The organism is Sandarakinorhabdus sp. AAP62 (assembly GCF_000331225.1).
Taxonomy (GTDB): Bacteria; Pseudomonadota; Alphaproteobacteria; order Sphingomonadales; family Sphingomonadaceae; genus Sandarakinorhabdus.
In genome coordinates this window covers 179,756-201,193 of sequence record NZ_ANFY01000005.1, presented here as the reverse complement: position 1 = coordinate 201,193, position 21,438 = coordinate 179,756, and the positions used below count along the sequence as shown (strand labels likewise).

19 protein-coding genes are annotated in these 21,438 nt (G+C 65.1%); 14 read left to right on the top strand and 5 right to left on the bottom strand.

Translation table 11 applies throughout. The features are described from left to right. Positions 1-9: 9 nt before the first annotated feature. Positions 10-789: a polysaccharide biosynthesis/export family protein gene (locus D619_RS0105465; protein WP_017667567.1), complete on the bottom strand. Its 780-nt coding sequence runs from the start codon at positions 787-789 to the stop codon at positions 10-12. Next, the gene (locus D619_RS0105460; RefSeq protein ID WP_152417308.1) at positions 789-2,156 is read right to left on the bottom strand and encodes a hypothetical protein; all 1,368 of its coding nucleotides are present in this window, start codon (positions 2,154-2,156) and stop codon (positions 789-791) included. Before D619_RS0105460 ends, D619_RS0105465 begins: the two co-directional genes overlap by 1 nt. 342 nt (positions 2,157-2,498) lie before the next feature. Between D619_RS0105460 and D619_RS17150 the strand changes: the two genes are divergently transcribed. From D619_RS17150 to nhaA, 9 genes are all read left to right on the top strand, one after another. Further along, positions 2,499-3,890, top strand: a complete 1,392-nt coding sequence (locus tag D619_RS17150) for an ATP-binding protein (protein WP_017667565.1) — start codon at positions 2,499-2,501, stop codon at positions 3,888-3,890. Positions 3,891-3,906: 16 nt separating this feature from the next. Then, positions 3,907-4,845 (top strand): glycosyltransferase family 2 protein, encoded by a 939-nt coding sequence (locus tag D619_RS15670; RefSeq protein ID WP_017667564.1) that lies wholly within the window; start codon positions 3,907-3,909, stop codon positions 4,843-4,845. Then, entirely contained in the window at positions 4,842-5,930 is a 1,089-nt protein-coding gene (locus D619_RS0105445; protein WP_017667563.1) for a glycosyltransferase family 2 protein, read from the top strand. Before D619_RS15670 ends, D619_RS0105445 begins: the two co-directional genes overlap by 4 nt. 103 nt (positions 5,931-6,033) lie before the next feature. Further along, positions 6,034-6,978, top strand: coding sequence for a hypothetical protein (locus tag D619_RS0105440; RefSeq protein ID WP_152417307.1), 945 nt, complete (start codon positions 6,034-6,036; stop codon positions 6,976-6,978). A gap of 51 nt (positions 6,979-7,029) precedes the next feature. Beyond that, positions 7,030-7,905, top strand: coding sequence for a glucose-1-phosphate thymidylyltransferase RfbA (rfbA, locus tag D619_RS0105435; protein WP_017667561.1), 876 nt, complete (start codon positions 7,030-7,032; stop codon positions 7,903-7,905). Then, positions 7,902-8,447, top strand: a complete 546-nt coding sequence (gene rfbC / locus D619_RS0105430) for a dTDP-4-dehydrorhamnose 3,5-epimerase (protein WP_017667560.1) — start codon at positions 7,902-7,904, stop codon at positions 8,445-8,447. The genes rfbA and rfbC overlap by 4 nt, the downstream gene beginning before the upstream one ends. Then, positions 8,444-9,295 carry a dTDP-4-dehydrorhamnose reductase gene (gene rfbD / locus D619_RS0105425; RefSeq protein WP_017667559.1) on the top strand — a complete coding sequence of 284 codons (852 nt, stop codon included), beginning with the start codon at positions 8,444-8,446 and terminating at the stop codon, positions 9,293-9,295. The genes rfbC and rfbD overlap by 4 nt, the downstream gene beginning before the upstream one ends. After that, a complete protein-coding gene (gene rfbB / locus D619_RS0105420; protein WP_017667558.1) occupies positions 9,292-10,386 on the top strand; it encodes a dTDP-glucose 4,6-dehydratase in 1,095 nt (364 codons plus the stop codon). The genes rfbD and rfbB overlap by 4 nt, the downstream gene beginning before the upstream one ends. Positions 10,387-10,514: 128 nt before the next feature. Next, positions 10,515-11,675 carry a Na+/H+ antiporter NhaA gene (nhaA, locus tag D619_RS0105415; protein ID WP_017667557.1) on the top strand — a complete coding sequence of 387 codons (1,161 nt, stop codon included), beginning with the start codon at positions 10,515-10,517 and terminating at the stop codon, positions 11,673-11,675. Here the strand turns inward: nhaA and D619_RS0105410 are convergent. The 3 genes from D619_RS0105410 to D619_RS0105400 form a co-directional block, all read right to left on the bottom strand. Next, complete coding sequence (locus D619_RS0105410; protein ID WP_026090745.1) at positions 11,672-12,163, bottom strand: Dps family protein; 492 nt, start codon at positions 12,161-12,163, stop codon at positions 11,672-11,674. The genes nhaA and D619_RS0105410 overlap by 4 nt on opposite strands. A gap of 95 nt (positions 12,164-12,258) precedes the next feature. Next, entirely contained in the window at positions 12,259-12,936 is a 678-nt protein-coding gene (locus D619_RS17800) for a glycine zipper 2TM domain-containing protein (RefSeq protein ID WP_017667555.1), read from the bottom strand. A gap of 23 nt (positions 12,937-12,959) precedes the next feature. Continuing rightward, positions 12,960-13,343 (bottom strand): glycine zipper 2TM domain-containing protein, encoded by a 384-nt coding sequence (locus tag D619_RS0105400; protein ID WP_017667554.1) that lies wholly within the window; start codon positions 13,341-13,343, stop codon positions 12,960-12,962. 207 nt (positions 13,344-13,550) lie between these two features. On the opposite strand from D619_RS0105400, the gene D619_RS0105395 reads away from it, so the two are divergent. The 5 genes from D619_RS0105395 to D619_RS0105375 all read left to right on the top strand — a co-directional run bounded on the left by D619_RS0105395 (position 13,551) and on the right by D619_RS0105375 (position 21,410). Further along, entirely contained in the window at positions 13,551-15,692 is a 2,142-nt protein-coding gene (locus D619_RS0105395) for a bifunctional TVP38/TMEM64 family protein/FAD-dependent oxidoreductase (RefSeq protein WP_017667553.1), read from the top strand. 91 nt (positions 15,693-15,783) lie between these two features. Continuing rightward, positions 15,784-18,807 carry a TonB-dependent receptor gene (locus D619_RS0105390; RefSeq protein ID WP_017667552.1) on the top strand — a complete coding sequence of 1,008 codons (3,024 nt, stop codon included), beginning with the start codon at positions 15,784-15,786 and terminating at the stop codon, positions 18,805-18,807. Positions 18,808-18,820: 13 nt separating this feature from the next. Then, positions 18,821-20,077 (top strand): nucleoside transporter C-terminal domain-containing protein, encoded by a 1,257-nt coding sequence (locus tag D619_RS0105385; protein WP_033373012.1) that lies wholly within the window; start codon positions 18,821-18,823, stop codon positions 20,075-20,077. Next, a complete protein-coding gene (locus D619_RS0105380; RefSeq protein WP_017667550.1) occupies positions 20,070-20,675 on the top strand; it encodes a CDP-alcohol phosphatidyltransferase family protein in 606 nt (201 codons plus the stop codon). Before D619_RS0105385 ends, D619_RS0105380 begins: the two co-directional genes overlap by 8 nt. Positions 20,676-20,717: 42 nt before the next feature. Further along, positions 20,718-21,410, top strand: a complete 693-nt coding sequence (locus D619_RS0105375; RefSeq protein ID WP_017667549.1) for a DUF3047 domain-containing protein — start codon at positions 20,718-20,720, stop codon at positions 21,408-21,410. The last annotated feature ends 28 nt before the right edge of the window (positions 21,411-21,438 follow it).

The following is a 21,438-nucleotide window of genomic DNA, read 5'->3' as shown; positions in this document are numbered from 1 at the left end:
ATGCCCTGATCAGAACAGGCGTTCCTTGATGATGATCACATCGCCATTTTGTACCTTCATGGACGGATCGGCATCGATTTCCTTGCCTGAACCGCGCACCAGGCCAACCTTGTCCGCCTTGCCCGACGCCGACACGCCGCCCGAAAGCGCAATCGCCTGACGGATGGTCATGCCCGGCAGGATGCCCTTCATGCCCGGCGCATTGATCTGGCCATAGATGAAGAAGGTTTCCGCCGGCGGCACGAACAGCGTGTCACCGGGCACCAGCAACGGATCGCTGTTGGCATCGCCGCGCACCAGTTGTTCCACTTCAAGCTTGCGCTCGGGTTGGCCCACTCGGCGCAGATAGACATAGTTGGCGCCATCGCTACGCACCCAGCCGGCCTTGAGCAGCGCTTCAAGTGCGTGATAGGGCCGGTCCAGCGGGACGATGCCTGGCTGGCCTACAGCGCCCGCAATATTGACCGAGCGGGAGATGTAGCTGCCCACTTCGACGTTGACGAGCGGATCCTTCAGATAACCGCTGGCCACCAATTTGTCGGTAACCACCTTGGCCAGCGTGATATTGGTTTCGCCACTGGCCTTCACGATGCCGATCAGCGGCATGACGATGGAGCCATCTGCCTTCACTCGGGTGGTGACATTGAACTCGCTCTGGCCGTAGACGATCACCTGCACGCTGTCGTCGGGACCGAGCACATAGCCCTTGTAATCATTGTTCTGGGCCACAGCGGCGCCGGACAACAGCACCGAGACCATGGCTGCCTGCATCAGACGTGTCATCATCATCAACTTCTTCCCAACTGATAACCCAGCGACAGGCCAACACCTGTCGAGTTGAAATTCAGGACGGCCGGATTCGACTTGCGCCGGCTGTGCGCGACATCGACCGAGAAGCGCAAGCGCCGTCCCAGCCGTCCTGAAAACTGGCTGAAGATACGCGTGAAATCATCCGATTGACGCCGTACCTGGTCCAGATTCGACACAAAGGCACCGCGGAACTGGCTGTCACGCAGGTTGATCCCGGTCGACAATGTGTAACGCGAGCCAAGGCGATAATCGATCTGCGCCGCCCAGAAGGTCGAAATCGTGAACTGGGCGCCCACAACGCCATTGGCGCTGCTGTTGCGCCCGGCCGTGAAGCCCAGGTTGAGGCGCGGCGAGAAGGCGATATCAATGGCAGCATCATAGCCGGCCCCCTTGAACCCGGGCCGATCAACCAGCTGCGGCACGCCATCGACGAAGATCACATTCACCGTCGTGCTGGGCTGGGTATCGAGATAGGACACGCCAGCGGAAATATTGATCTTGGAACCGAACCGCCGCGAATAGCCAAGCCGCACGCTGCGCTGGTCAAGACCATCATCCATGAAGCCAGTGGGAGTCAGCACCTGGCGCCCCGGCATCTTCGAATCCGAAATCGAACCGCCCAGGTTGAACTGACCCAGCGTGGGATTGCCGAAGCCGATGCCTGCCGAATAGCTCCAGCGCTCCTGGTTGAAGGCCGAGGAGTTTGGGCCGGCGGCATTCTGCGTAACCGTCGAATCCGAACGCAGCACCGAACCGTTGATGCTCAGCGCCCCGCCCAGCCGGCATTGCGCGGCAAAGCCGGCTGTTGCCGTTTCCACTTCGAAACCACCGAACTGTGACACATCGGTGAGGAAGCTGAGACCGCGGCGCCAGGAACCGCCGACCTGGCCGGTGCAGCGCGACAGGCTGAAATCAAGGCCGCCACCCATCATCAGGCGTTCCGATGCTGCCACGCGCCGACTGCCATAGATCATGTCGCGGCCATAATTGCCCTGCACGAACAGGCCACCGCGCCCGAGACCAAGACCATAGCTGCCGCTCACCTGCGGTCGAACGCGCACGCCGTCGTCCTTGACCATCTGGCGCAGGAGATTGTCTTCATAACGGGTTGCAATCGAAGCCGTCAGCGCCAGGCCGCGGTTGTAGCCCGCCAGGCCCGGCACCGCCGAAGGCGCCCGCAGCGGATCATCATCATTGTCGCCGGCGCTGGCGGTCTGGGCATAGGGATTGATCTGGGCGGTGGCCGGTGCCGCCAGCGACGCGATCAACGCCAGCGATGCCAGCACGGGCCAAAGTGGCCGCTGCCGCATCTCGTCGTCAGTCCCGTTCAAACCTGCACCGTTCATCGTGATCCATTCCCCCGCCACGGCAGCTTGCCGCAAGATCAAGTCAACCCTGTTACGGCAATACAGCAGAAACCCTAACAGGCGGTTTGCTACACGTGTCCGCTACTTGCGGCAACCTTCTCACCCGATTTCGCAGCCGTTTTCGGGCGGATTGTCCCGTTCGGGCCACAATTCCCCCTCGCTTCAGAGGCCGCTTCGTGGCACATCGGCGGCAAGCGATGCCGCGTCGCGGCCGTTATGGCGCTGCAGGTTGCCGCCTGCTGCCAATGCGGTCCGGCCGGTGCGGTGCCGGCTTGCGCTGTTGCAGAAAGCCGGTGCCGGCCAGAAATTTTCGGGGTGTGTATGATTTGGAAACGCAAGCTTCGTGACGAAACCACCGAACTGATCGGCGGCGAGCAGGTCGATGCCGGTCTGCCGATCGCCCAGCCCGACGATCAACCGGCGCCAACCATCGTCGAAAGTGCGCCTGCTGCCAGCGGCGAAGTGTGGCGACGCCCTGCGGCCGAGCCGGGCCCGATGCTGCCGCGGTTCATGGCCAGCGCCTCCGACGACGTGGAAACCGATCTGGCCAACGAGTCGGCCCGCCGCCGCCTCGCCCTGCGTGATGCGCTCGGCGCGTCGCAGCCGGTGATCGCCCGCGAATCCTTTGCCGGCCGCCGCGATGCGATGTCGGACCTGATCAATGCCGTGGAAGAACAACGCGTTCACGTGGTCATCTACGGCGAACGCGGCATCGGCAAGACCAGCCTGGCCCATGTGTTTGCCGAAACCGCCCGCGAAGCCCGCTATCTCGTCATCTATGGCAGCTGCGGCACCGCCGCCAATTTCTCCGACATGTTCCGTTCGGTCTGCGCCCGCATTCCGCGCATCTATCACACATCGGTTCTGCCCAATTCGGCCGAAGCGGAAAAGGGCGAGAATTTCGAAGTCATGCTGCCCGATGGCCCGTTTGGCGCCCGCGAACTGGCCGACGTGATGGCCGGCGTGGTCGGCACCCGCGTGCTGGTCATCCTCGACGAATATGATCGTGTGGTGGATGTGAACTTCCGCCGCGAAGTTGCCGAACTGATCAAGAACCTGTCTGACCGTGCGGCCCGCGTGCAGCTGGTCATCACCGGTGTCGCGCTCAACCTCGACGAATTGATCGGCTATGCCCCGTCGATCCGCCGCAACATCACCGGCCTGCCGATGCGGCCGATGAACAGTGCCGAGGTGAAGGAACTGCTGCGCCTGGGCGAGCGCGCCGCCGAAATCCGCTATGATGCGGCCGCGCTGGCGATGATCACCCAGATGGCCGGCGGGTCGCCCTATCTGGTGCGCCTGCTTGGCCACCAGGCCGGCCTGATGGCCATGAACGACAATCGCAACGTGGTGGGTGACGCCGATGCCCGCGTCGCTGTGGAGCGGGTGATTTCGGACTGGCAGGCGAGCCTGCCGCGCCGTGTCCAGGCCAATCTGGCCCGCGATGAAGCCCGTGTCCACTGGGGCCTGCTGGTCGCCGCCGCCCGCGCCGGCAGTTCGGCCGATGGCTGGTTCACCGTGGATGATGTCTATGCCGAAATGGGCGGCGCCCATTCACCGCTGGCCATCGAGCGTGACCTCAAGCTGTTCGTCAACACCGTCGATCTGCTCGAACGGCGCGAAGGCCCTGGTGATCCGCATTTCCGCTTCGGTTATCCCGGCGTCGCCTCGCTGTTGATGATGTCGGCGGCAATGGCCCGGCTGGCCGCCTGACAGACAGGTGCCTGCCATGGCCAGCCTGCCGGCCAGCAGCCCGGATCAGTTTCGGGTGTCGGTGATCATTCCGCATTTCAACATGCCCGACGCGCTGGCGCGTTGCCTTGCCTCGGTAACGGGGCAGCAACTGGACGGCGCGGTGGAAATCATCGTGGTCGACAATGGCTCCCGCCAGTTGCCGACGGAGGTTGTTGCACAATTTCCGGGTGTGCGACTGCTGTCGGATCCCACGCCCGGCCCCGGCCCCGCCCGCAACACCGGCGTGGCGGCGGCGCAGGCGCCGGTGCTGGCTTTCATTGATGCCGATTGCCGGGCCGGTGAAGGCTGGCTGCAGGCCGCCGTTGCGGCGGTGGAAGCCGGCGGCAATCGCGCCGTGGTCGGCGGCGATGTGCGGATCGATTTTGTCGACCCGGTTCGCCTCACACCCGTCGAGGCCTATGAGGCGGTATTTGCCTACCGTCAGCGCATGTATATCGAACAACAGGGTTTTTCCGGCACCGGCAATCTGGCGATGCACCGCGACGTGCATGCCGCAGTTGGCCCCTTTGCCGGGATCGGCGTGGCCGAGGATCGCGATTGGGGCTGCAGAGCCAGCGCGGCCGGTTACCGCCCGGTCTATGTGCCAGCCATGCGCATCTATCACCCGGCCCGTACCGATGTGGCCAGCCTGGCGCTGAAATGGCAGCGCCACGTCGCTCATGATTGGGCCGAACACCGCAGCCAGGGCCGGCCGTTGTGGCGCTGGCTGCTGAAGGCGGCGCTGATGCCGGCTTCGGTGCTGGTGGATGGCGGCAGGATGTTGTTTTCGCAGCGGCTTCCCGGTTTTTCCAACAAGCTGCGCGGCATGGCGGTGCTCGCCCGGGTCAGGCTGCTGCGCGGCGCCGAGATGCTGCGCGTGATCGGCGCCACCGGCGAGGATGCCGGCACCCATTGGCACGGCGGCGCGGCATGACCAGCAGCAATCCCGGCACCAGTTCTGCCCCCCGCGCGCCCGGCGCGCTTGCCCCTTCGGCCCTGCCGCCGCTGCTGGGGGTGGTGATCGTCAATGATCGCAGCGTTTCCGATACGATCGAGTGTCTGGAAAGCCTGCTGCGGTCGGCCTTGCCGATGAAGATCGTGATTGTCGAAAACGGATCGGACGACGATTCCATCAGCCGCCTGCGCGCCTGGGCGGCCGGAACGCTGGAAGCGGTGCCGGAATCGACCGAAATGGCCGCCTTTTCAACGCCACCGGTGGCCAAGCCGGTGCCGATGGCCGAACTGCGTGCGGCCGCGCCAAGAGATGCCGCCACGGTGGCACCGTTGACGCTGATCCTGTCCGAGACCCGGCTGGGCATGGGCCGCAGCCACAATCTGGGCCTGCGCCACCTGCTGCGCGATGGCCAGCTCAAGCATTTCTGGCTGCTCAGCAACGAAACGGTGGTGGCACCCGATGCGGCGATGGGCCTGTTGTCACGCATGATGGCCACGCCGCGCGTCGGCCTGTGCGGCACGGTGGTGCGCCAATATTGGGCGCCGGCCCGCATCGAGGCGCTGGGCGGCTATGCCTACAACAAGGTGACCGGCCTGCGCCGTGCGCTGGGCGGTGATCAGCCGGCCACCATCAGATATAGTCCGCAGGATGTCGCCGACGCCACCGATTTCGTGTCAGGCGCCAGCCTTGCCGTCAGCCGCGCGTTCCTTTCGGATGTGGGCCTGATGGTGGAGGATGATCTCACCCATTTCGAGGAAATCGAATGGGCGGCGCGCAACCAGAAGCTGGGTTCGCAGGCCCTTGAAACCGCCTTTGCTCATGGTGCCACCGTGTTTCACAAGGCGGGCCGCACCACGGGCTATGGCCGGACGCTGGCCAAGCGCAGCGCCGAGACCGATCACGCCCTGGCGCGCTCGCGGCTGCGCTTCACCTGGCGCCATCATCGCTGGCTGTGGCCGCTGCATTGGCTGATCTGCTGGGGCCAGTTCCTGCAGCGGCTGCTGCGACGGCAGGGCCGCAACGCCTTTGCGATACTGCGCGCTGCCTTTGGCCGACCCTACTGACGCGCCGCGCCATTGACCATTGCAGCACAGGGCGGCAAGAGATGCACATCATCCGGCGCTCCGCAGGCGGGGCACCAAATGTGAAAATGGTGGGAGTGAAGTCATGAAAACGACACATGTTCCGATGTTGCTGGCCGCCGCGGCGGCGCTGGCGCTGACCGCATGCAGCAAGGACGCCAAGGCCCCGGAAGGCCAGGTTGTGGCCACGGTTGATGGCACGGATGTCACCATTCACGAGGTCAACGCCGAAATCGGCGGCATGGGCGCCCAGGCACAATCGGCACCGCGCAAGCTGGTCGAATCCGTGGCCCTGTCGCGGGTGATCGAGCGCAAGATGCTGGCGGCCGAGGCGCGCACCAAGAAGCTCGACCAATCTCCGCAATTCGTGCTGGCCAAGGCCCGCGCCGATGAAAATCTGCTGGTGCAGGCGCTGCAGGCCGATGTGGCCGGCAAGGTGCAGCAGACCCCGCGTGAAGCCGCCCAGAAATTCATCAGCGACAACAAGATCATGTTTGCCGATCGCCGCATCATGACGCTGGACCAGATCCAGTTCCTGCGCACGCCCAAGTCGGCCTCGCTGCCGCTGAAGGACGCCAAGACCATGGCGGAAGTGGAACGGGTGCTGATCCAGGAGAATATCGAGTATCGCCGCGCCCCGCAGCAGATCGACACGCTGGTGATCGATCCGCGCCTGAGCCAGGAATTCGTCAAGCTGGCAAAGGGCCCGAATGGCGAGCCCTTCATGTACACCGACCAGCCGCAGGGCGCGCCGGCGCCGGTGGTCTATGTCAACGTCGTTTCTGAAATGCGGATCGATCCGTTCCTGGACGAAAAGGCCATCACCTACGCCCAGCAGGTCATCCAGCGCCAGGAAGTGGGCAAGCGCCTGCAGGCCGAACTGACCCGCCTGCGCGAAGCCAACAAGGCGAAGATCAAATATGCCAACGGCTATGACACGCCTGACAAGGTGGCGGCATCGCTCGAGAAGGCTGGCGCGGCTGCACCGGCAGGCGGCGCCGCCAAGCCGGCGGCACCGGCAGCCAAGTAAGCGGTGAAGCGGGCGGGACCCCCATCCCGCCCGACAAGGAGAAGACAGGCGATGCGGCGTGGGATCATCCTGGCCGGCGGTTCAGGCACGCGCCTGTATCCGCTGACCAAACCGGTATCGAAGCAGCTGATGCCGGTGTATGACAAGCCGATGATCTATTACCCGTTGTCGGTGCTGTTGCTTGCCGGCGTGACGGAAATCCTGATCATCACCACCCCGGCTGATGCGCCGGCGTTCGCAGGTCTGCTGGGCGATGGCAGCCAGTGGGGCATCAGCATCCATTATGCCCAGCAGCCGCGCCCGGAAGGGCTGGCACAGGCCTATCACATCGGCGCGGACTTTGTGGGCGACAACCCCAGCGTGCTGATTTTGGGTGACAATATCTATCACGGCCACGGCCTGCCCGAACTGCTGGCCAGTGCGAACGCACGCACCGATGGCGCCACCGTTTTCGGCTATTATGTCAAGGATCCGCAGGCCTATGGCGTGGTGTCGTTCGACGCGAACGGCCGCGCCCAGACCATCGAGGAAAAGCCGCAGCACCCCAAGAGCCACTATGCCGTCACCGGCCTGTATTTCTACGATGCAGACGCTGTGGCGCTCGCCCGAGACCTGAAGCCGTCCCCACGCGGCGAGTTGGAAATCACCGATCTCAACCGGCTCTATCTCGACGCAGGCAAACTGCATGTCGAGATGATGGGCCGCGGCTTTGCCTGGCTCGATACCGGCACCCATGGGTCGCTGCTCGATGCCGCCAATTATGTGCGCATCGTCGAGGAACGCCAGGGTCTGAAGATCTGCTGCCCCGAAGAGATCGCCTGGCGTCTCGGCCATATCGATGATGCCCAACTGGAGGCCATCGCTGCGCCGCTGCGCAAATCAGGCTATGGCGAATATCTGCTTGGCCAATTGAAGGACGGCCGATGAACATCGTCGAAACCGCCCTGCCCGGCGTGCTGATCATCGAACCGAAGGTGTTTGGGGATGCGCGCGGCTTCTTCCTCGAAAGCTGGAACAAGGCGACGTTCGCGCAGGCCGGGCTGACCATGGATTTCGTGCAGGACAATCACAGCCGCTCTACGCGCGGCGTGCTGCGCGGGCTGCATTACCAACTGGAAAATCCGCAAGGCAAGCTGGTGCGGGTCACGCAGGGGGCGGTGTTTGACGTGGCGGTGGATATCCGCCGCTCCTCGCCGCATTTCGGCCAATGGGTGGGCGTGGAACTCAGCGCGGAAAACCACCGCATGCTGTGGATCCCGCCCGGCTTTGCCCACGGCTTTCTGGTGATCAGCGAGACAGCGGACTTCCTCTACAAATGCACCTCTCTCTATCATTCGCCCAGCGATCGCGGCATCCGCTGGGATGATCCGCAGATCGGCATCGCCTGGCCGGATGCCGGCATGGCGCCGCAGCTTTCCGGCAAGGATGCCGCCGCGCCACACCTCGCCCATGCGGAGGTTTTCGCGTGAAGGTGCTGGTCGCCGGAAGTGGTGGCCAGTTGGGCCGGGCGCTCGCCGCCAGTGCGCCGAACGGCATCACCCTGATCGCGCCGCCAGAGGCGGCGTTTGATATCGGCAATGCGGCACAGGTCGCCGCCGTGGTCGACGCTGCACGGCCCGACCTGCTGATCAACGCCGCCGCCTGGACCGCCGTCGACAAGGCCGAGGCCGAGGAAGCCGCTGCGCTGTTGGTCAACGCCACCGCCGTTGGCCATCTCGCGGCAGCCGCGGCCAGCGTTGGCGCCCGCTTCGTGCAGGTTTCGACCGATTATGTGTTCGACGGCCAGGCCTGCGCGCCCTATCGCCCCGACACGCCGCCCGCCCCGGCCAGCGCCTATGGCCGCACCAAGCTGGCCGGCGAGCAGGCGGCCGCCACCCATCACCCGGCGCCGCTGATCGTGCGCACCGCCTGGGTATATGCTGCGCAGGGCAACAATTTCGTCAAGACCATGCTGCGCCTGATGGCCGAACGCGACGAAGTGCGGGTGGTCGCCGATCAGGTCGGCACGCCAACCCACGCGCTCAGCCTGGCCCGCGCCATCTGGGCCCTGCACGGCCACAGCGGCATCTTTCACTGGACCGACGCCGGCATCACCAGCTGGTATGATTTCGCCGTCGCCATCCAGGACGAGGCGCTGCGCCTGGGCCTGCTCAGCCAGGCCAAGCCGATTATCCCCATCGCCACGGCCGATTATCCCACCCCGGCGCGCCGTCCGGCGTGGAGCGTCCTCGACAAGTCGACGAGCTGGGCCATCACCGGTCCGGCCCGGCATTGGCGCCACGAACTGATCGATTGCCTGAAAGCGATTCCCGCATGACCAACCTGCTCGTGACCGGTGGTGCCGGCTTTATCGGCGCCAATTTCGTCCATTACTGGCTGCAGCAGCATGCCGCTGACAAGGTGGTGGTGCTCGATGCCCTTACCTATGCCGGCAACCGCGCCAATCTGGCCGGCCTGAACAGCGTGGAATTCGTGCACGGCGATATCCGCGACACCGCGCTGGTCGAAACATTGCTGAGCGATCACGCCATCGATACCATCGTGCACTTCGCCGCCGAAAGCCATGTCGATCGCTCCATCCACGGCCCGGCGGCGTTTGTGGACACCAACGTGATCGGCACGCTTTCGCTGCTGACGGCGGCGCGGGCCATGTGGCTGGCGGGTTCGGGCAAGCCGCATCGCTTCCATCATGTTTCCACCGACGAAGTCTATGGCTCGCTGGGGCCAAATGATCCGGCGTTCAGCGAGACGACCGCCTATGCCCCCAACAGCCCCTATTCGGCGAGCAAGGCAGCCAGCGATCACCTGGTGCGAGCCTGGCACCACACCTATGGCCTGCAGGTCACCACCAGCAATTGCTCCAACAATTACGGGCCCTACCAGTTCCCGGAGAAGCTGATCCCGCTGTTCCTGATCAACGCCCTGCACGGCCGGCCGCTGCCCATCTATGGCGACGGCATGCAGATCCGCGACTGGCTGCATGTGGAAGATCATTGCCGCGGCATCGAGGCCTGCCTGATGAAGGGCCGGGTGGGCGAGACCTACAATATCGGCGGCGGCGCCGAACTGCCGAACCTGACCGTGATCGAGACTCTGTGTGCTGCCGTGGATACAGCGTTTGCGGCCGATCCGGCGCTGGCGGCGCGTTTCCCGGACTCGCCGGCCGCAAAGGGCCTGCCCACGGCCAGCCTGAAGCGCTTCGTCACCGATCGCCCCGGCCATGATCGCCGCTATGCCATCGACGAAACCAAGGCGCGCGCCGCGCTGGGCTATGCCCCGGCCCGCACCTTCGAACAGGGTTTTGCCGAAACGCTGCACTGGTATCTGGCCAATGAAGGCTGGTGGCGGGCAGTGCTGGACGGCAGCTATCGCGACTGGGTCGACGTCAATTACGCGGCGCGGGGGTAAAACAGGCCCTCCCCAGCCCCGCTTGGCTGCGGGAGGGGCTGGAGGTCGGAAACAGACATCGCTCAAGCCCACGTGCCGCTGTGCCGGTTTCGCTTTCCGGCCATGCCCGGGCCTGTTAATCCAAGGCCATGCGCCCGCCCCTGCCCCGCATCCGCTTTACGGTGATCCGCGAACTGCTGGCCAGCCAGGCCAGTGGCGGCCAGGTGCTGATGATGGCGGCGGCCGCGGCCATGTTTGCCGCCAACTCCGTGCTGTCGGAGCAATATTTTCACCTGCTCCACCTTCCGCTGGGCCCGATGAGCCTGCTGCACTGGATCAATGATGGCCTGATGGCGGTGTTTTTCCTGCTCGTCGGCTGCGAGATCAAGCGGGAGTTCGTCGATGGCGAAATGGCGACCTGGCCGCGCCGCATCCTGCCCGGCGTGGCGGCTGCGGCCGGCATGGCAGTACCGGCGCTGGTCTTTCTGGCGTTCAACCGGGCGGCGCCGGGCAATATCAATGGCTGGGCCATCCCCACCGCCACCGATATCGCCTTTGCCCTTGGCGTGATGGCCCTGCTCGGCAACCGGGTGCCGGCCAGCCTGAAACTGCTGCTCACCGCCATCGCGGTGATCGACGATCTCGGTGCCATCGTGGTGATTGCCGCCGTCTATACCGAAGGGGTTGATCTGGCGGCACTGGCGGCAGCGGCTGGGCTGTGCGGGCTGTTGGCGCTGCTGAATTGGCGGCGCGTGCAGCTGGTGTGGCCCTATCTGCTGGTGGGCATCGCCTTGTGGGTGGCGGTGCATGCCAGCGGCATCCACGCCACGCTGGCCGGGGTGATCACGGCGCTGGCGCTGCCGATCCAGCCCAGCCCCGGTGTACCGGAAATCCGCGACAGCCCACTGCTGCGCGTCGAACATGCGCTGGCGCCGATCGTTGGTTTCGCCATCGTGCCGATCTTCGGCTTTGCCAATGCCGGGGTCGATCTGCGCGACCTGTCGTTGAATATCGCGTTCGATCCACTGGTGCTGGGGATCGGGTTCGGGCTGCTGATCGGCAAGCAGGCGGGCATCTTCGGTTCGATCATGGCGCTGGTAAGGCTGAACATCGTCGACATGCCGGCCAACGCCTCGCCGCGGCAATTGTGGGGCATGACGCTACTGTGCGGCATCGGCTTCACCATGAGCCTGTTCATCGCCGCATTGGCCTATGGCACCGGCAGCGATCAGGAGGCCACGGCCAAGCTGGGCATCATCGCCGGCAGCCTGGCTTCGGCCCTGATCGGGCTGCTTGTCCTGCGCCGCTAGCCCAGGTTGGCGCGCAGCATCCACGCCGTCTTTTCGTGCACCTGCATGCGCTGGGTAAGCAGATCTGCGGTCGGTTCATCATGGGCGGCATCGGCCAGCGGAAAGATCGAGCGTGCCGTGCGGGCAACGGCCAGCTGATCATCGGCAAGGATGCGCACCATGTCGGTGGCGCTGGGCACCCCGTCGGCTTCCTTGATCGACGCCAGTTTCGCATAGGCGGAATAGCTGCCAGGTGCCGGTTCGCCCAGCGCGCGGATGCGCTCGGCAATCAGGTCCACGGCCAGCGCCAGTTCGGTATATTGGCCTTCGAACATCAGGTGCAGCGAATTGAACTGCGGGCCCGTCACGTTCCAGTGGAAATTGTGGGTTTTCAAATAGAGCGTGTAGGTATCGGCCAGCAGGCGCGACAAGCCATCCGCAATCGCCCGGCGTTGAGCATCGGGCATGCCCAGGTTGATCGCATCATCCCTGGCTTTTTTCTTGGCCATCATCTGTCTCCTTGGTGGCGCGATGATAGGCCGGTCAGGCAAATGGCGTCCATCGGGGATTTCCGATGAACGCCATCGCTTCCGTCAATTGTGGCTTAACGGCAAACCACGCGACCCCGATCGATGCTGTTGCCCACCACGGCTCCCAGCGTGCCGCCGATGATGCTGCCCAGCACCTTGGAGCCACCCGGCGCCAGCACATTGCCGAGCGTGCCGCCGGCAAGGCCACCAATGATCAGGCCCGTGGTGCCGTCGCTGCGGCGGCAATAATAGCGATTGTCATAGCCCCGCCAGATCGGATCGTTGACGCCCAGATAGCGCGGGCGATAGCGGCTGTCGTTCACGTAGAAACTCTCCGCGTGCCAGCCCGGCCGGTTCCAGCCATCGCGGTGCCAGGTCGGATCGTTGGCCGGGCGACCACCGGGACCCCAACCATTGCCACGGCCATTACCGCGCCGACGATCATCATCATCCCAGCGCCCACGGCGGCGATCATCATCCCAGCCGGCCCGATAGAGATCGGCACGGTCCTGGCGGAATTCCCGTTCGGCGCGGCGCAGTTCGCGGGCTTCCTCGCGGATGTCGTCGCGGTCGCCACGCCACTGGGCACGGGCCAGATCGCGACGCTCTTCCTGCACCCGGTCCCAACTGCGGGCCACTTCGCGCGGGGACGCGCTGCGGCGGTCGCGCCAATCATCGTCGCCGGCCAGGGCCGGGGTTGCGACACCCAGGGTGAGCAGCGCCAGGCTCAGGCTGATTTTCCTATTGATCATCGTCGCTCTCCTTGGTTCAAATTTCAGCGGCACACGGTGCGGCCGCGATCAATGCTGCGGCCTAGCAGGCCACCCACCACCGCGCCGGCCACCGTGGCCACCGTCTTGTCGCGGCGCTTGGCAACCTGGTTGCCGATCACGCCGCCCGCCACGGCACCAACGATGGTGCCGGTGCTGCCGCTGCTGCGCCGGCAATAGCCGTCGTCGCCGTTCCACTGGCCATAGCGACCATTGGCACGATTGCCGTTCCAGCCGGCGTTGCCATAATAGCCATCATCATAGCCGCCGCCCTGATAACCGCCACCCCAGCCGATCGGCTGCACGGGATCATGCCACTGCGCCGCGGCCGGGGCAGCCAGCCCCAGGCCCAGGGTGGCGAGAATTGCGATGGTCAGCTTCGTCTGCATTGCCCGTCTCCGGCTGGTGTTGATGGCAACTGATTCGCACAACGCACATGTGAACTGTCTGAACGGACTTGTTATCGCTCGTTCAGATTGGCAGCCGGCATGAAAGGGGGAGGCAACTGCATCCTTTGGCGCCCATGGTGCGAATAATCGCTTGGCGCTGGCGACGGTTTGCGTCCAACCTGCCACCATGAAACGAAAGCCCGCCCGATGAAACGCCTGCCCATCATCCTGCTGTTCGTGGCCGCGGTCATCGCCTGGTTCCAGTTCGACCTGGGCCAGTATCTGACGCTCGATGCGCTGAAGGCGCGGCAGGCCGATATCGCAGCGCTTTATGCCGCCAACCCGCTGCAGGTGATCGGCGTCTATTTCCTCGCCTATGTGGCGCTCACCGCGCTGTCCTTCCCGGGCGCTGCGATCATGACGCTGGCCGGCGGGGCGGTTTTCGGCGTCGGGCTTGGCACGCTCATCGTCTCCTTCGCCTCCACCATCGGCGCGACCCTGGCGTTCACCGCCTCGCGCTATCTGTTGCGCGATTGGGTGCAGGGCAAGTTTGGCGAGCGACTGGCCGCCATCAACACCGGCATCGAGAAGGACGGCGCCTTCTATCTCTTTTCGCTGCGGCTGGTGCCGGTCTTCCCCTTCTTCGTCGTCAATCTGCTCATGGGCCTCACGCCCATTCGCACCTTCACCTATTTCTGGGTCAGCCAGATCGGCATGTTCCTCGGCACCATCGTCTATGTGAACGCCGGCACCCAGCTGGCCAGCATCTCGAGCCTGCGCGATGTCGCCTCGCCGGGCCTGCTGGGGTCATTCGCCGCGCTTGGCCTGCTGCCGTGGATTGGCAAGGCGGTGATGGGCGCACTCAAGCGCCGCCGCGTCTATGCGCGCTGGCCGCGACCCAAGCGCTTCGACCGCAACATGGTGGTGATCGGCGGCGGCGCGGCCGGGCTGGTTTCGGCCTATATCGCTGCCACGGTAAAGGCGAAGGTGACGCTGGTGGAATCCCACAAGCTGGGCGGCGACTGCCTGAATTATGGCTGCGTGCCATCAAAGGCGCTGATCAAATCGGCCCGCATCGCCCACCAGATGCGCCATGCCGAAACCTATGGCCTGACGCCGAAGACCCCCGAATTTGATTTCCGCGCCGTGATGGCGCGCATCAAGGGCGTCATCGCCGCCATCGAACCCAACGACAGCGTGGAGCGCTACACCGGGCTGGGGGTGGACATGGAACTTGGCCATGCCCGCATCCTTGATCCGTGGACGGTGGAGATCACCCGCCACGACGGCACGACGCAGCGCCTCACCACGCGCAGCATCGTCATCGCCGCCGGCGCCGCGCCGCTGGTGCCGCCGCTGCCCGGCCTCACCGACCACAATCACCTGACCAGCGACACGCTGTGGGACGCCTTTTCGGCGCTCGAAACCATTCCGCGCCGCATCATCGTGCTGGGCGGCGGCCCGATCGGCTGCGAACTGGCGCAGGCGCTGGCGCGGCTGGGCGCACAGGTGCAACAGGTCGAAATGGGCCCGCGTGTGTTGCCGCGAGAGGATGACGATGTCGCCGCCATCGCCCACGCATCGCTGGTCGGTTCGGGCGTCGAGCTACTCACCGGCCATGCCGCGCTGCGGGTGGAGGGCGAGCAGACATTGATCGTTGCCCACGACGGCCAGGAACGCGCCCTGCCCTATGACGCGCTGATCGTCGCTGTTGGCCGCAAGGCGCGGCTGACCGGCTATGGGCTCGAAGAACTCGGCATCGAGACCGACCGCACCGTGGTGACCGACGATTATCTGGCGACGCTCTATCCCAATATCTACGCCTGCGGGGATGTGGCCGGGCCCTACCAGTTCACCCACGTCGCCTCGCACCAGGCCTGGTATGCGGCGGTGAACGCATTGTTTGGCCAGTTCCGCCGCTTCAAGGCCGATTACCGCGTCATCCCGTGGACAACTTTCCTCGATCCCGAAATCGCCCGCGTCGGCCTGTCGGAAGATGAAGCCAAGGCCAGGGGCATCGCGTTTGAAGTGACCACCTACCAGCTGCACGAACTCGATCGCGCCATCGCCGACAGCGCCACCACCGGCTTCGTGAAAGTCCTCACCCCGCCGGGCAAGGACCGTATCCTGGGTGCCACCATCGTCGGCGAGCATGCCGGCGAGTTGCTGGCGGAATATGTGCTGGCAATGAAGCACGGCCTGGGCCTCAACAAGCTGCTCGGCACCATCCATACCTATCCCACCATGGCCGAAGCCAACAAGTTCGCCGCGGGCAACTGGAAGCGGGCACACGCGCCGCAGGGCCTGCTGGCCTGGGTGGGCCGCTATCATGCTTGGCGCAGAGGGTAAGCTTGGGCGGGTAACCAAATGCCCTGCTGTTGCGTATTTGAAGCGCAGACGTCATGAAATCGGCGGGGCAAAGGGCTAACAGGGGAACGAAATGAAGGGTTTGAACCGGGCTGCGGCCGTCTTTCTGGCCGGCGCAGCGATGGTGGCGATGCCGGCGCAGGCGCAACAGGCCGGCATCCAGATTTCAGTGGTCGATGCCGTCAGTGGCGCGCCTGCTGCCGATATCGAGGTCGTCATCGAAAACCCCGGCACCGGTTTCCGCCGCGTGGCCCGCACCGATGCGCAAGGCCTGCTGCGACTGGAAGGTCTGACCACCAGCGGCCAGTTCCGCATCAGCACCGCCGCCAGTGCCGCCTATGACGCTGCCGAACCGCAGGCGCTGACCCTGCGCAGCAATTTTTCCAGCAGCATCACCCTGCGGTTGACCCCTGTGGGCCAGACCATCACGGTGACCGGCGCGCGGACGGTTGTTGGCCTCAACGCCGTCAACGCCGAAGTCTCCGCCTCGCTGGGCCGTGAGCAACTGACCGCCCTGCCCATCGAAGGCCGCGACGTGATCGGTTCGCTGATCCGGTTGCCGAACGTGGTGGCCAGCACCGGCTTCTTCCCGGAAGCGCCGTCGATCTCGATCAACGGCAGCAATGGCCTCGACACCAATTATCTGATCGACGGCCTGGACAATAACGAGAATTTCCTTGGCGGCATCAAGTTCCCGGTGCCGCTGGGCTTCACCCGCAGTGTGACCGTGCTCGCCAACAGCTACTCGGTCGCCTATGGCCGCACCGCCAATGGCATCGTGAACTACACCACGCCGTCGGGAAGCAACGCGTTGCACGGCGAAGCCTATGCGCTGCTCCGCCCCGGCCGGCCGCTTGATGCCGCCTCGCCCTTCCCGCGCCGCGACCTGTCGGGCAACCAGGTGGGCGAAAGTTTTGAGCGTTATCAGGCTGGTTTCGCGCTGGGTGGGGCGATCGCCAAGGACAAGACGTTCTTCTACATCAACTATGAATATACCCGCGACCGCAACACCCAGGTCGTTGATGCGCCGCTGCTCGGCATCACCGACAATGTAACCGGCAACAACCAGTTCCACCTCGCCTCACTGCGGCTCGATCACCGGCTGACCGACGACTGGACGCTGGGCCTGCGCGCCAACATCGGCCGCGTCACCATCGAACGGCCCGGCGGGGGCTTGGGCGGCGGCAACAACAGCCTGCCTTCGGCCGGTTCCAATCAGGATCGCCATTCGACGCTGATTGCGGCCACGGCGAGCTATGCCGGCGATGACTGGAGCTATGACGGGGCGGTGCAATATGCCCGCTTCCGCTGGGATTATGGCGAAGCGCTGGCCGGCCCGGGGCCGCAGGTGGTGATCCGCGATCCGTCGGGGCTCACCGCCGGCGTGGTCGGCCACCCGGGCTATCTGTTCGACAGCCTGGAAGAAACGATCCAGACCACGCACCGGCTGCAGCGCAAGCTGGGCGCGCACCGGCTGCGGCTGGGTGCTGACGTCATCCACAGCAAGTTCACGCTGCTGGGCGGCGGCAATCCCGATGGCAATTTCGTCGTCGATCTGACCGCGCCGCAGCTGACGGCGCTGCGTGCTGGCGGCCGCGGGCTGGGGCTGACCGCCTCCGACGTGCTGGCGCTGAACCCGGTGGTCGCCAATTATGCCGTTGAATTGCGGCCGCAAAGCTTTGGCACCGATCAGACTTTGCTGGCCTTCTACCTGGAAGACGAATGGCAGATCAGCCCGCGCCTCACCGCCACGCTGGGCCTGCGCTGGGATTATGACAGCCTCACCGCCAAGGGTGCCGGCGGCGGCGATTTCGACAATATCGCGCCGCGTCTGGCGCTGAACTGGCGGCCGGATGCGCGCTCGTCGGTGCGCTTCGGGGCCGGCATCTTCACCGGCAAATTGAGTTATGCCGTCATTTCCGACGCCCTGCAGCGCAACACCACGGCGCCGGGCTTCCTCACCCAATTGGGCCAGTTGCAGAGCCGCGGCCTCATCCCGACCGGTATCAACCTGCGCGATGTCACCTTCGCCGGCAATCTCACCGTCGCCCCGCCTTGCGCCACGGTTTCGGCCTGCCCAACCCCGGCGCAGGTGCAGGCGCTGCGCGACACCGCCACGCTGGGCGAAGCACGCATCCTGTCGCCCACCGGCTATGACAGCCCGTGGAGCCTGCAATTGAGCGGCGGCTATCAATATCAGGCGACTTCGACACTCACGTTGAGCGTCGATGGCATCTACAGCCGCAGCCGCAATCTGGTGCGGCTGCGCGATCTGAATGCGCCGGCGGCCTTCACGCCCAACGCCGCCGCGCTCACCCCGGCCAATATTGCCCTGCTGCAGGCCGCGCCCGACAATGCGGCGCGCACCGCTCTGGCGCAGACGCTGGGCCTCGTCCGCAGCCAGGCTGCCGCTGATGCAAGCCGGCCCGTTGCATTGGTGGCGGGCGGGGCACGGCAGATCACGGTGTCGGAAACCGCAGGCCGCTCGGAGTATATGGCGCTCATCTTGGCTGCCGTGAAGGAACGCGGCAGCGATGATTATGGCTTCCGCCTCAGCTACACGCTGTCGCGGCTGAAGAACGACACCGACGACATCAATTTCCGCGCCGCCAACGCCAATGATTTCAGCACCGAATATGGCCCGTCGGCCAACGATCGGCGGCATGTGATCTCTGCAGTCGGCTATCTCTATCCGCTCGATGGCCTCACCTTCACGGCCGCCGGCCTGTTCCAGTCGGGTCAGCCGGTCAATCTGGTGCCCGATGCACGGATTTTCGGCACGCAGGATCTGAACGGCGATGGCGCTTCGTTCGGCGAGAATTTCGTCGGCAACTCCGACCGTTTCCCCGGCGCCGCCCGCAACTCGGCGCGGCTGCCGTGGTCGGCCACGGTCGATCTCGGAATCCGCTATCTGCTGCTGAAGCGCATCGAGCTTTCGGCCGACGTGTTCAACCTGTTCAACGCCAACAACCAATCCGGCTTTGCCAACGCCGCCACCACGTCGAACCAGGTGCAGTTCGGCGGCGGCGCACCCTTCGTGCAACGCAACGCCGGCCCGCCAAGGCAGTTCCAGTTCGGTATCGCGTACAAATTCTGATATGCATGGCCTGATGCAGCAATTTCAGGGTCTGATCGGGCTGGCGGCCATCTTGCTGCTGGCTTGGACGTTCAGCGAAGACCGCGCCAATCGCCCAGGCTGGCGCTGGCTGGTCGGCGCGCTGCTGCTGCAACTGGCGATTGCTGTCATCGTGGTGCGGGTGCCGCCGATCTGGGCGGCCGTTGGCGTCGCCAATCAGGGGGTGGCTGCCATCGAGAAGGCGACGCTGGTCGGCTCCTCCTACATGTTCGGCTATCTCGGCGGCGCGCCGCTGCCGTTTGCGCTCGCACCTGGCGCCAGCCCACCGCTGATCATCGCCTTCCAGATCCTGCCGCTGATCATCGTGTTTTCGGCGCTTTCCGCGCTGCTCTGGCACTGGGGCATATTGAGGGCGCTGGTGCGCGGGCTCAGCTGGGCCTTGCGGCGCACGCTGGGCGTTTCGGGCGTCGTCGGGCTGGGCGGTGGCGGCACGCTGTTCCTGGGCGTCGTTGAATCGCCGCTGGTGCTGCGCGCCTGGTTTGCGACCATGAGCCGGTCTGATCTGTTCGCCATCATGGCGATGATCATGGCGACGATTTCGGGTGCGATTCTGGTGCTCTATGCCAGCACGCTGGGCAAGCTCATCCCCAACGCCGCCGGCCATCTGATCGTTGCCAGCCTGATTTCGCTGCCCGCCGCACTGATGGTTGCCCGGCTGATGGTACCGGGCCAGCCGCAGTCCGGCGACGCGGCCGAGCCTGACCTCGCCTATGATGGCGCCATGGACGCGGTGGTGCGCGGTGCCATGGAAGGCGTGCAACTGATGCTGGCCGTCATCGGCATCATCATCACCATCTTCGCGCTGGTGAACCTGGCCGATCAGATCCTTGCACTGGCGCCGCATGTCGACGGCACCGCCCTCACCCTCAAGCGCATGTTCGGCTGGATATTCTCGCCGTTCATGTGGGCCATCGGCGTGCCGTGGGATCAGGCGCCGGCGGCGGGCGCGCTGATGGGCACCAAGGCGATCCTGAATGAATATGTCGCCTATCTCGATCTGGCCGCCCTGTCCGCCGGCACGCTCGATCCGCGCAGCACGCTGATCGTCACCTATGCGCTGGCCGGCTTTGCCAATCTGGCCAGCATTGGCCTGCTCGTTTCCACCATCGCCAGCCTGTGCCCGCAGCGCCGCGCTGAAGCGGCCGGACTGGGCATCAAGAGCTGGATTGCCGGCAATTTTGCGACGCTGATGACCGGCGCGATGATCGGCCTGGTGACCCCTCTTGCTTGACGCCCGCCTGCGCCCGCTGATCGACCCGCCATTGAATGCGCTGGGGCGGACGCTGGCGGCGCTGGGCGTGACGGCCAATGCCATCACCTGCATCGGCATCCTGCTCGGCATCGGGGCGGGAGCGCTGCTGGCGCAGGGCCAGTTCAAGGCAGCGCTGGCGGTGATCATCGTCAATCGCCTGCTCGACGGGCTGGACGGCGCGGTGGCGCGAGCAACGAAGATGTCGGATTTCGGTGGCTATCTCGATATCGTCGGTGATTTCGTCTTCTATCTGGCTGTGCCTTTGGGCTTTGGCCTGGCTGCCCCCGGCAATCTGGTGCCGGCGCTCATCCTGATGGGCTGCTTCGGCCTCACCGGCATCAGCTTCCTTGCCTTTGCCACCATCGCCGGCAAGCGTGGGCTGGAAACCAGCGCCCACGGCAAGAAGAGCTTCTTCTACAACACCGGCCTGGCCGAAGGGACGGAAACGATCATCGTCTTCATCGCCTTCTGCCTGTGGCCGCAGCATTTCCCGATGATCGCGCTGGCTTATGCCGGCCTGTGCATCCTCACCGTCATCCAGCGCACGGTGGCGGCCTGGAATGCGTTCCGCGATTGACACGGGCTGCAACGAATTCGCCTGCTGCGGCGTAAGACAGACATGCTCACCCTCCTGCTCGCTGCCCAGTTGATGGTTTTTCCCGCCGAAGGCCCAGTGCCGCCGCCGTGGCAGGTGGCGCCTGTGTCGAAGAAGGTGCCGCCTACCCGGTACCGCATCACCCGCATCGATGGTGTGACCGGCGTCGAAGGCAGCGCCAGCAAATCCATGGCGCTCCTCGCCCGCCCGGTCAGCGTCGATCTGGCGGCTCATCCGATCCTGTGCTGGCGCTGGCGCATCGAAGCGCCCATCGCCGGTGCCAACATGAGGACCAGGGCCGGCGATGATTATGCCGCGCGCGTCTATGTCGGCTTCGACATTCCCGACAAGCAGATGGCACTTGGCACAAGACTGAAGCTCGGCATGGCCCGCCGCCTGTTTGCCGGCCCCATCCCTGATGCCGCCTTGAACTATGTGTGGGACAACAGCCACCCGATCGGCACCACCGCGCCCAACGCCTATACGGATCGCGCCCAGATGGTGGTGGCGCAAAGCGGGGCGGCCGCTGCGGGCCGCTGGGTGGAACAACGCATGGATCTGACCCGCGATTATGCCCGCGCCTTCCCCGGCACCAGCGGCACCCCCACCTCCGTCGCCGTGGCCGTGGATACCGATCAGACCGGCGGCACCGCGCGCGGCTGGTTCGCCGATCTGCACTTTACCGCCCGCGATCAGGCCTGCCGTTTCCCGGCCTGAACCATCTTGCCGCACTGCACAAAAAGCG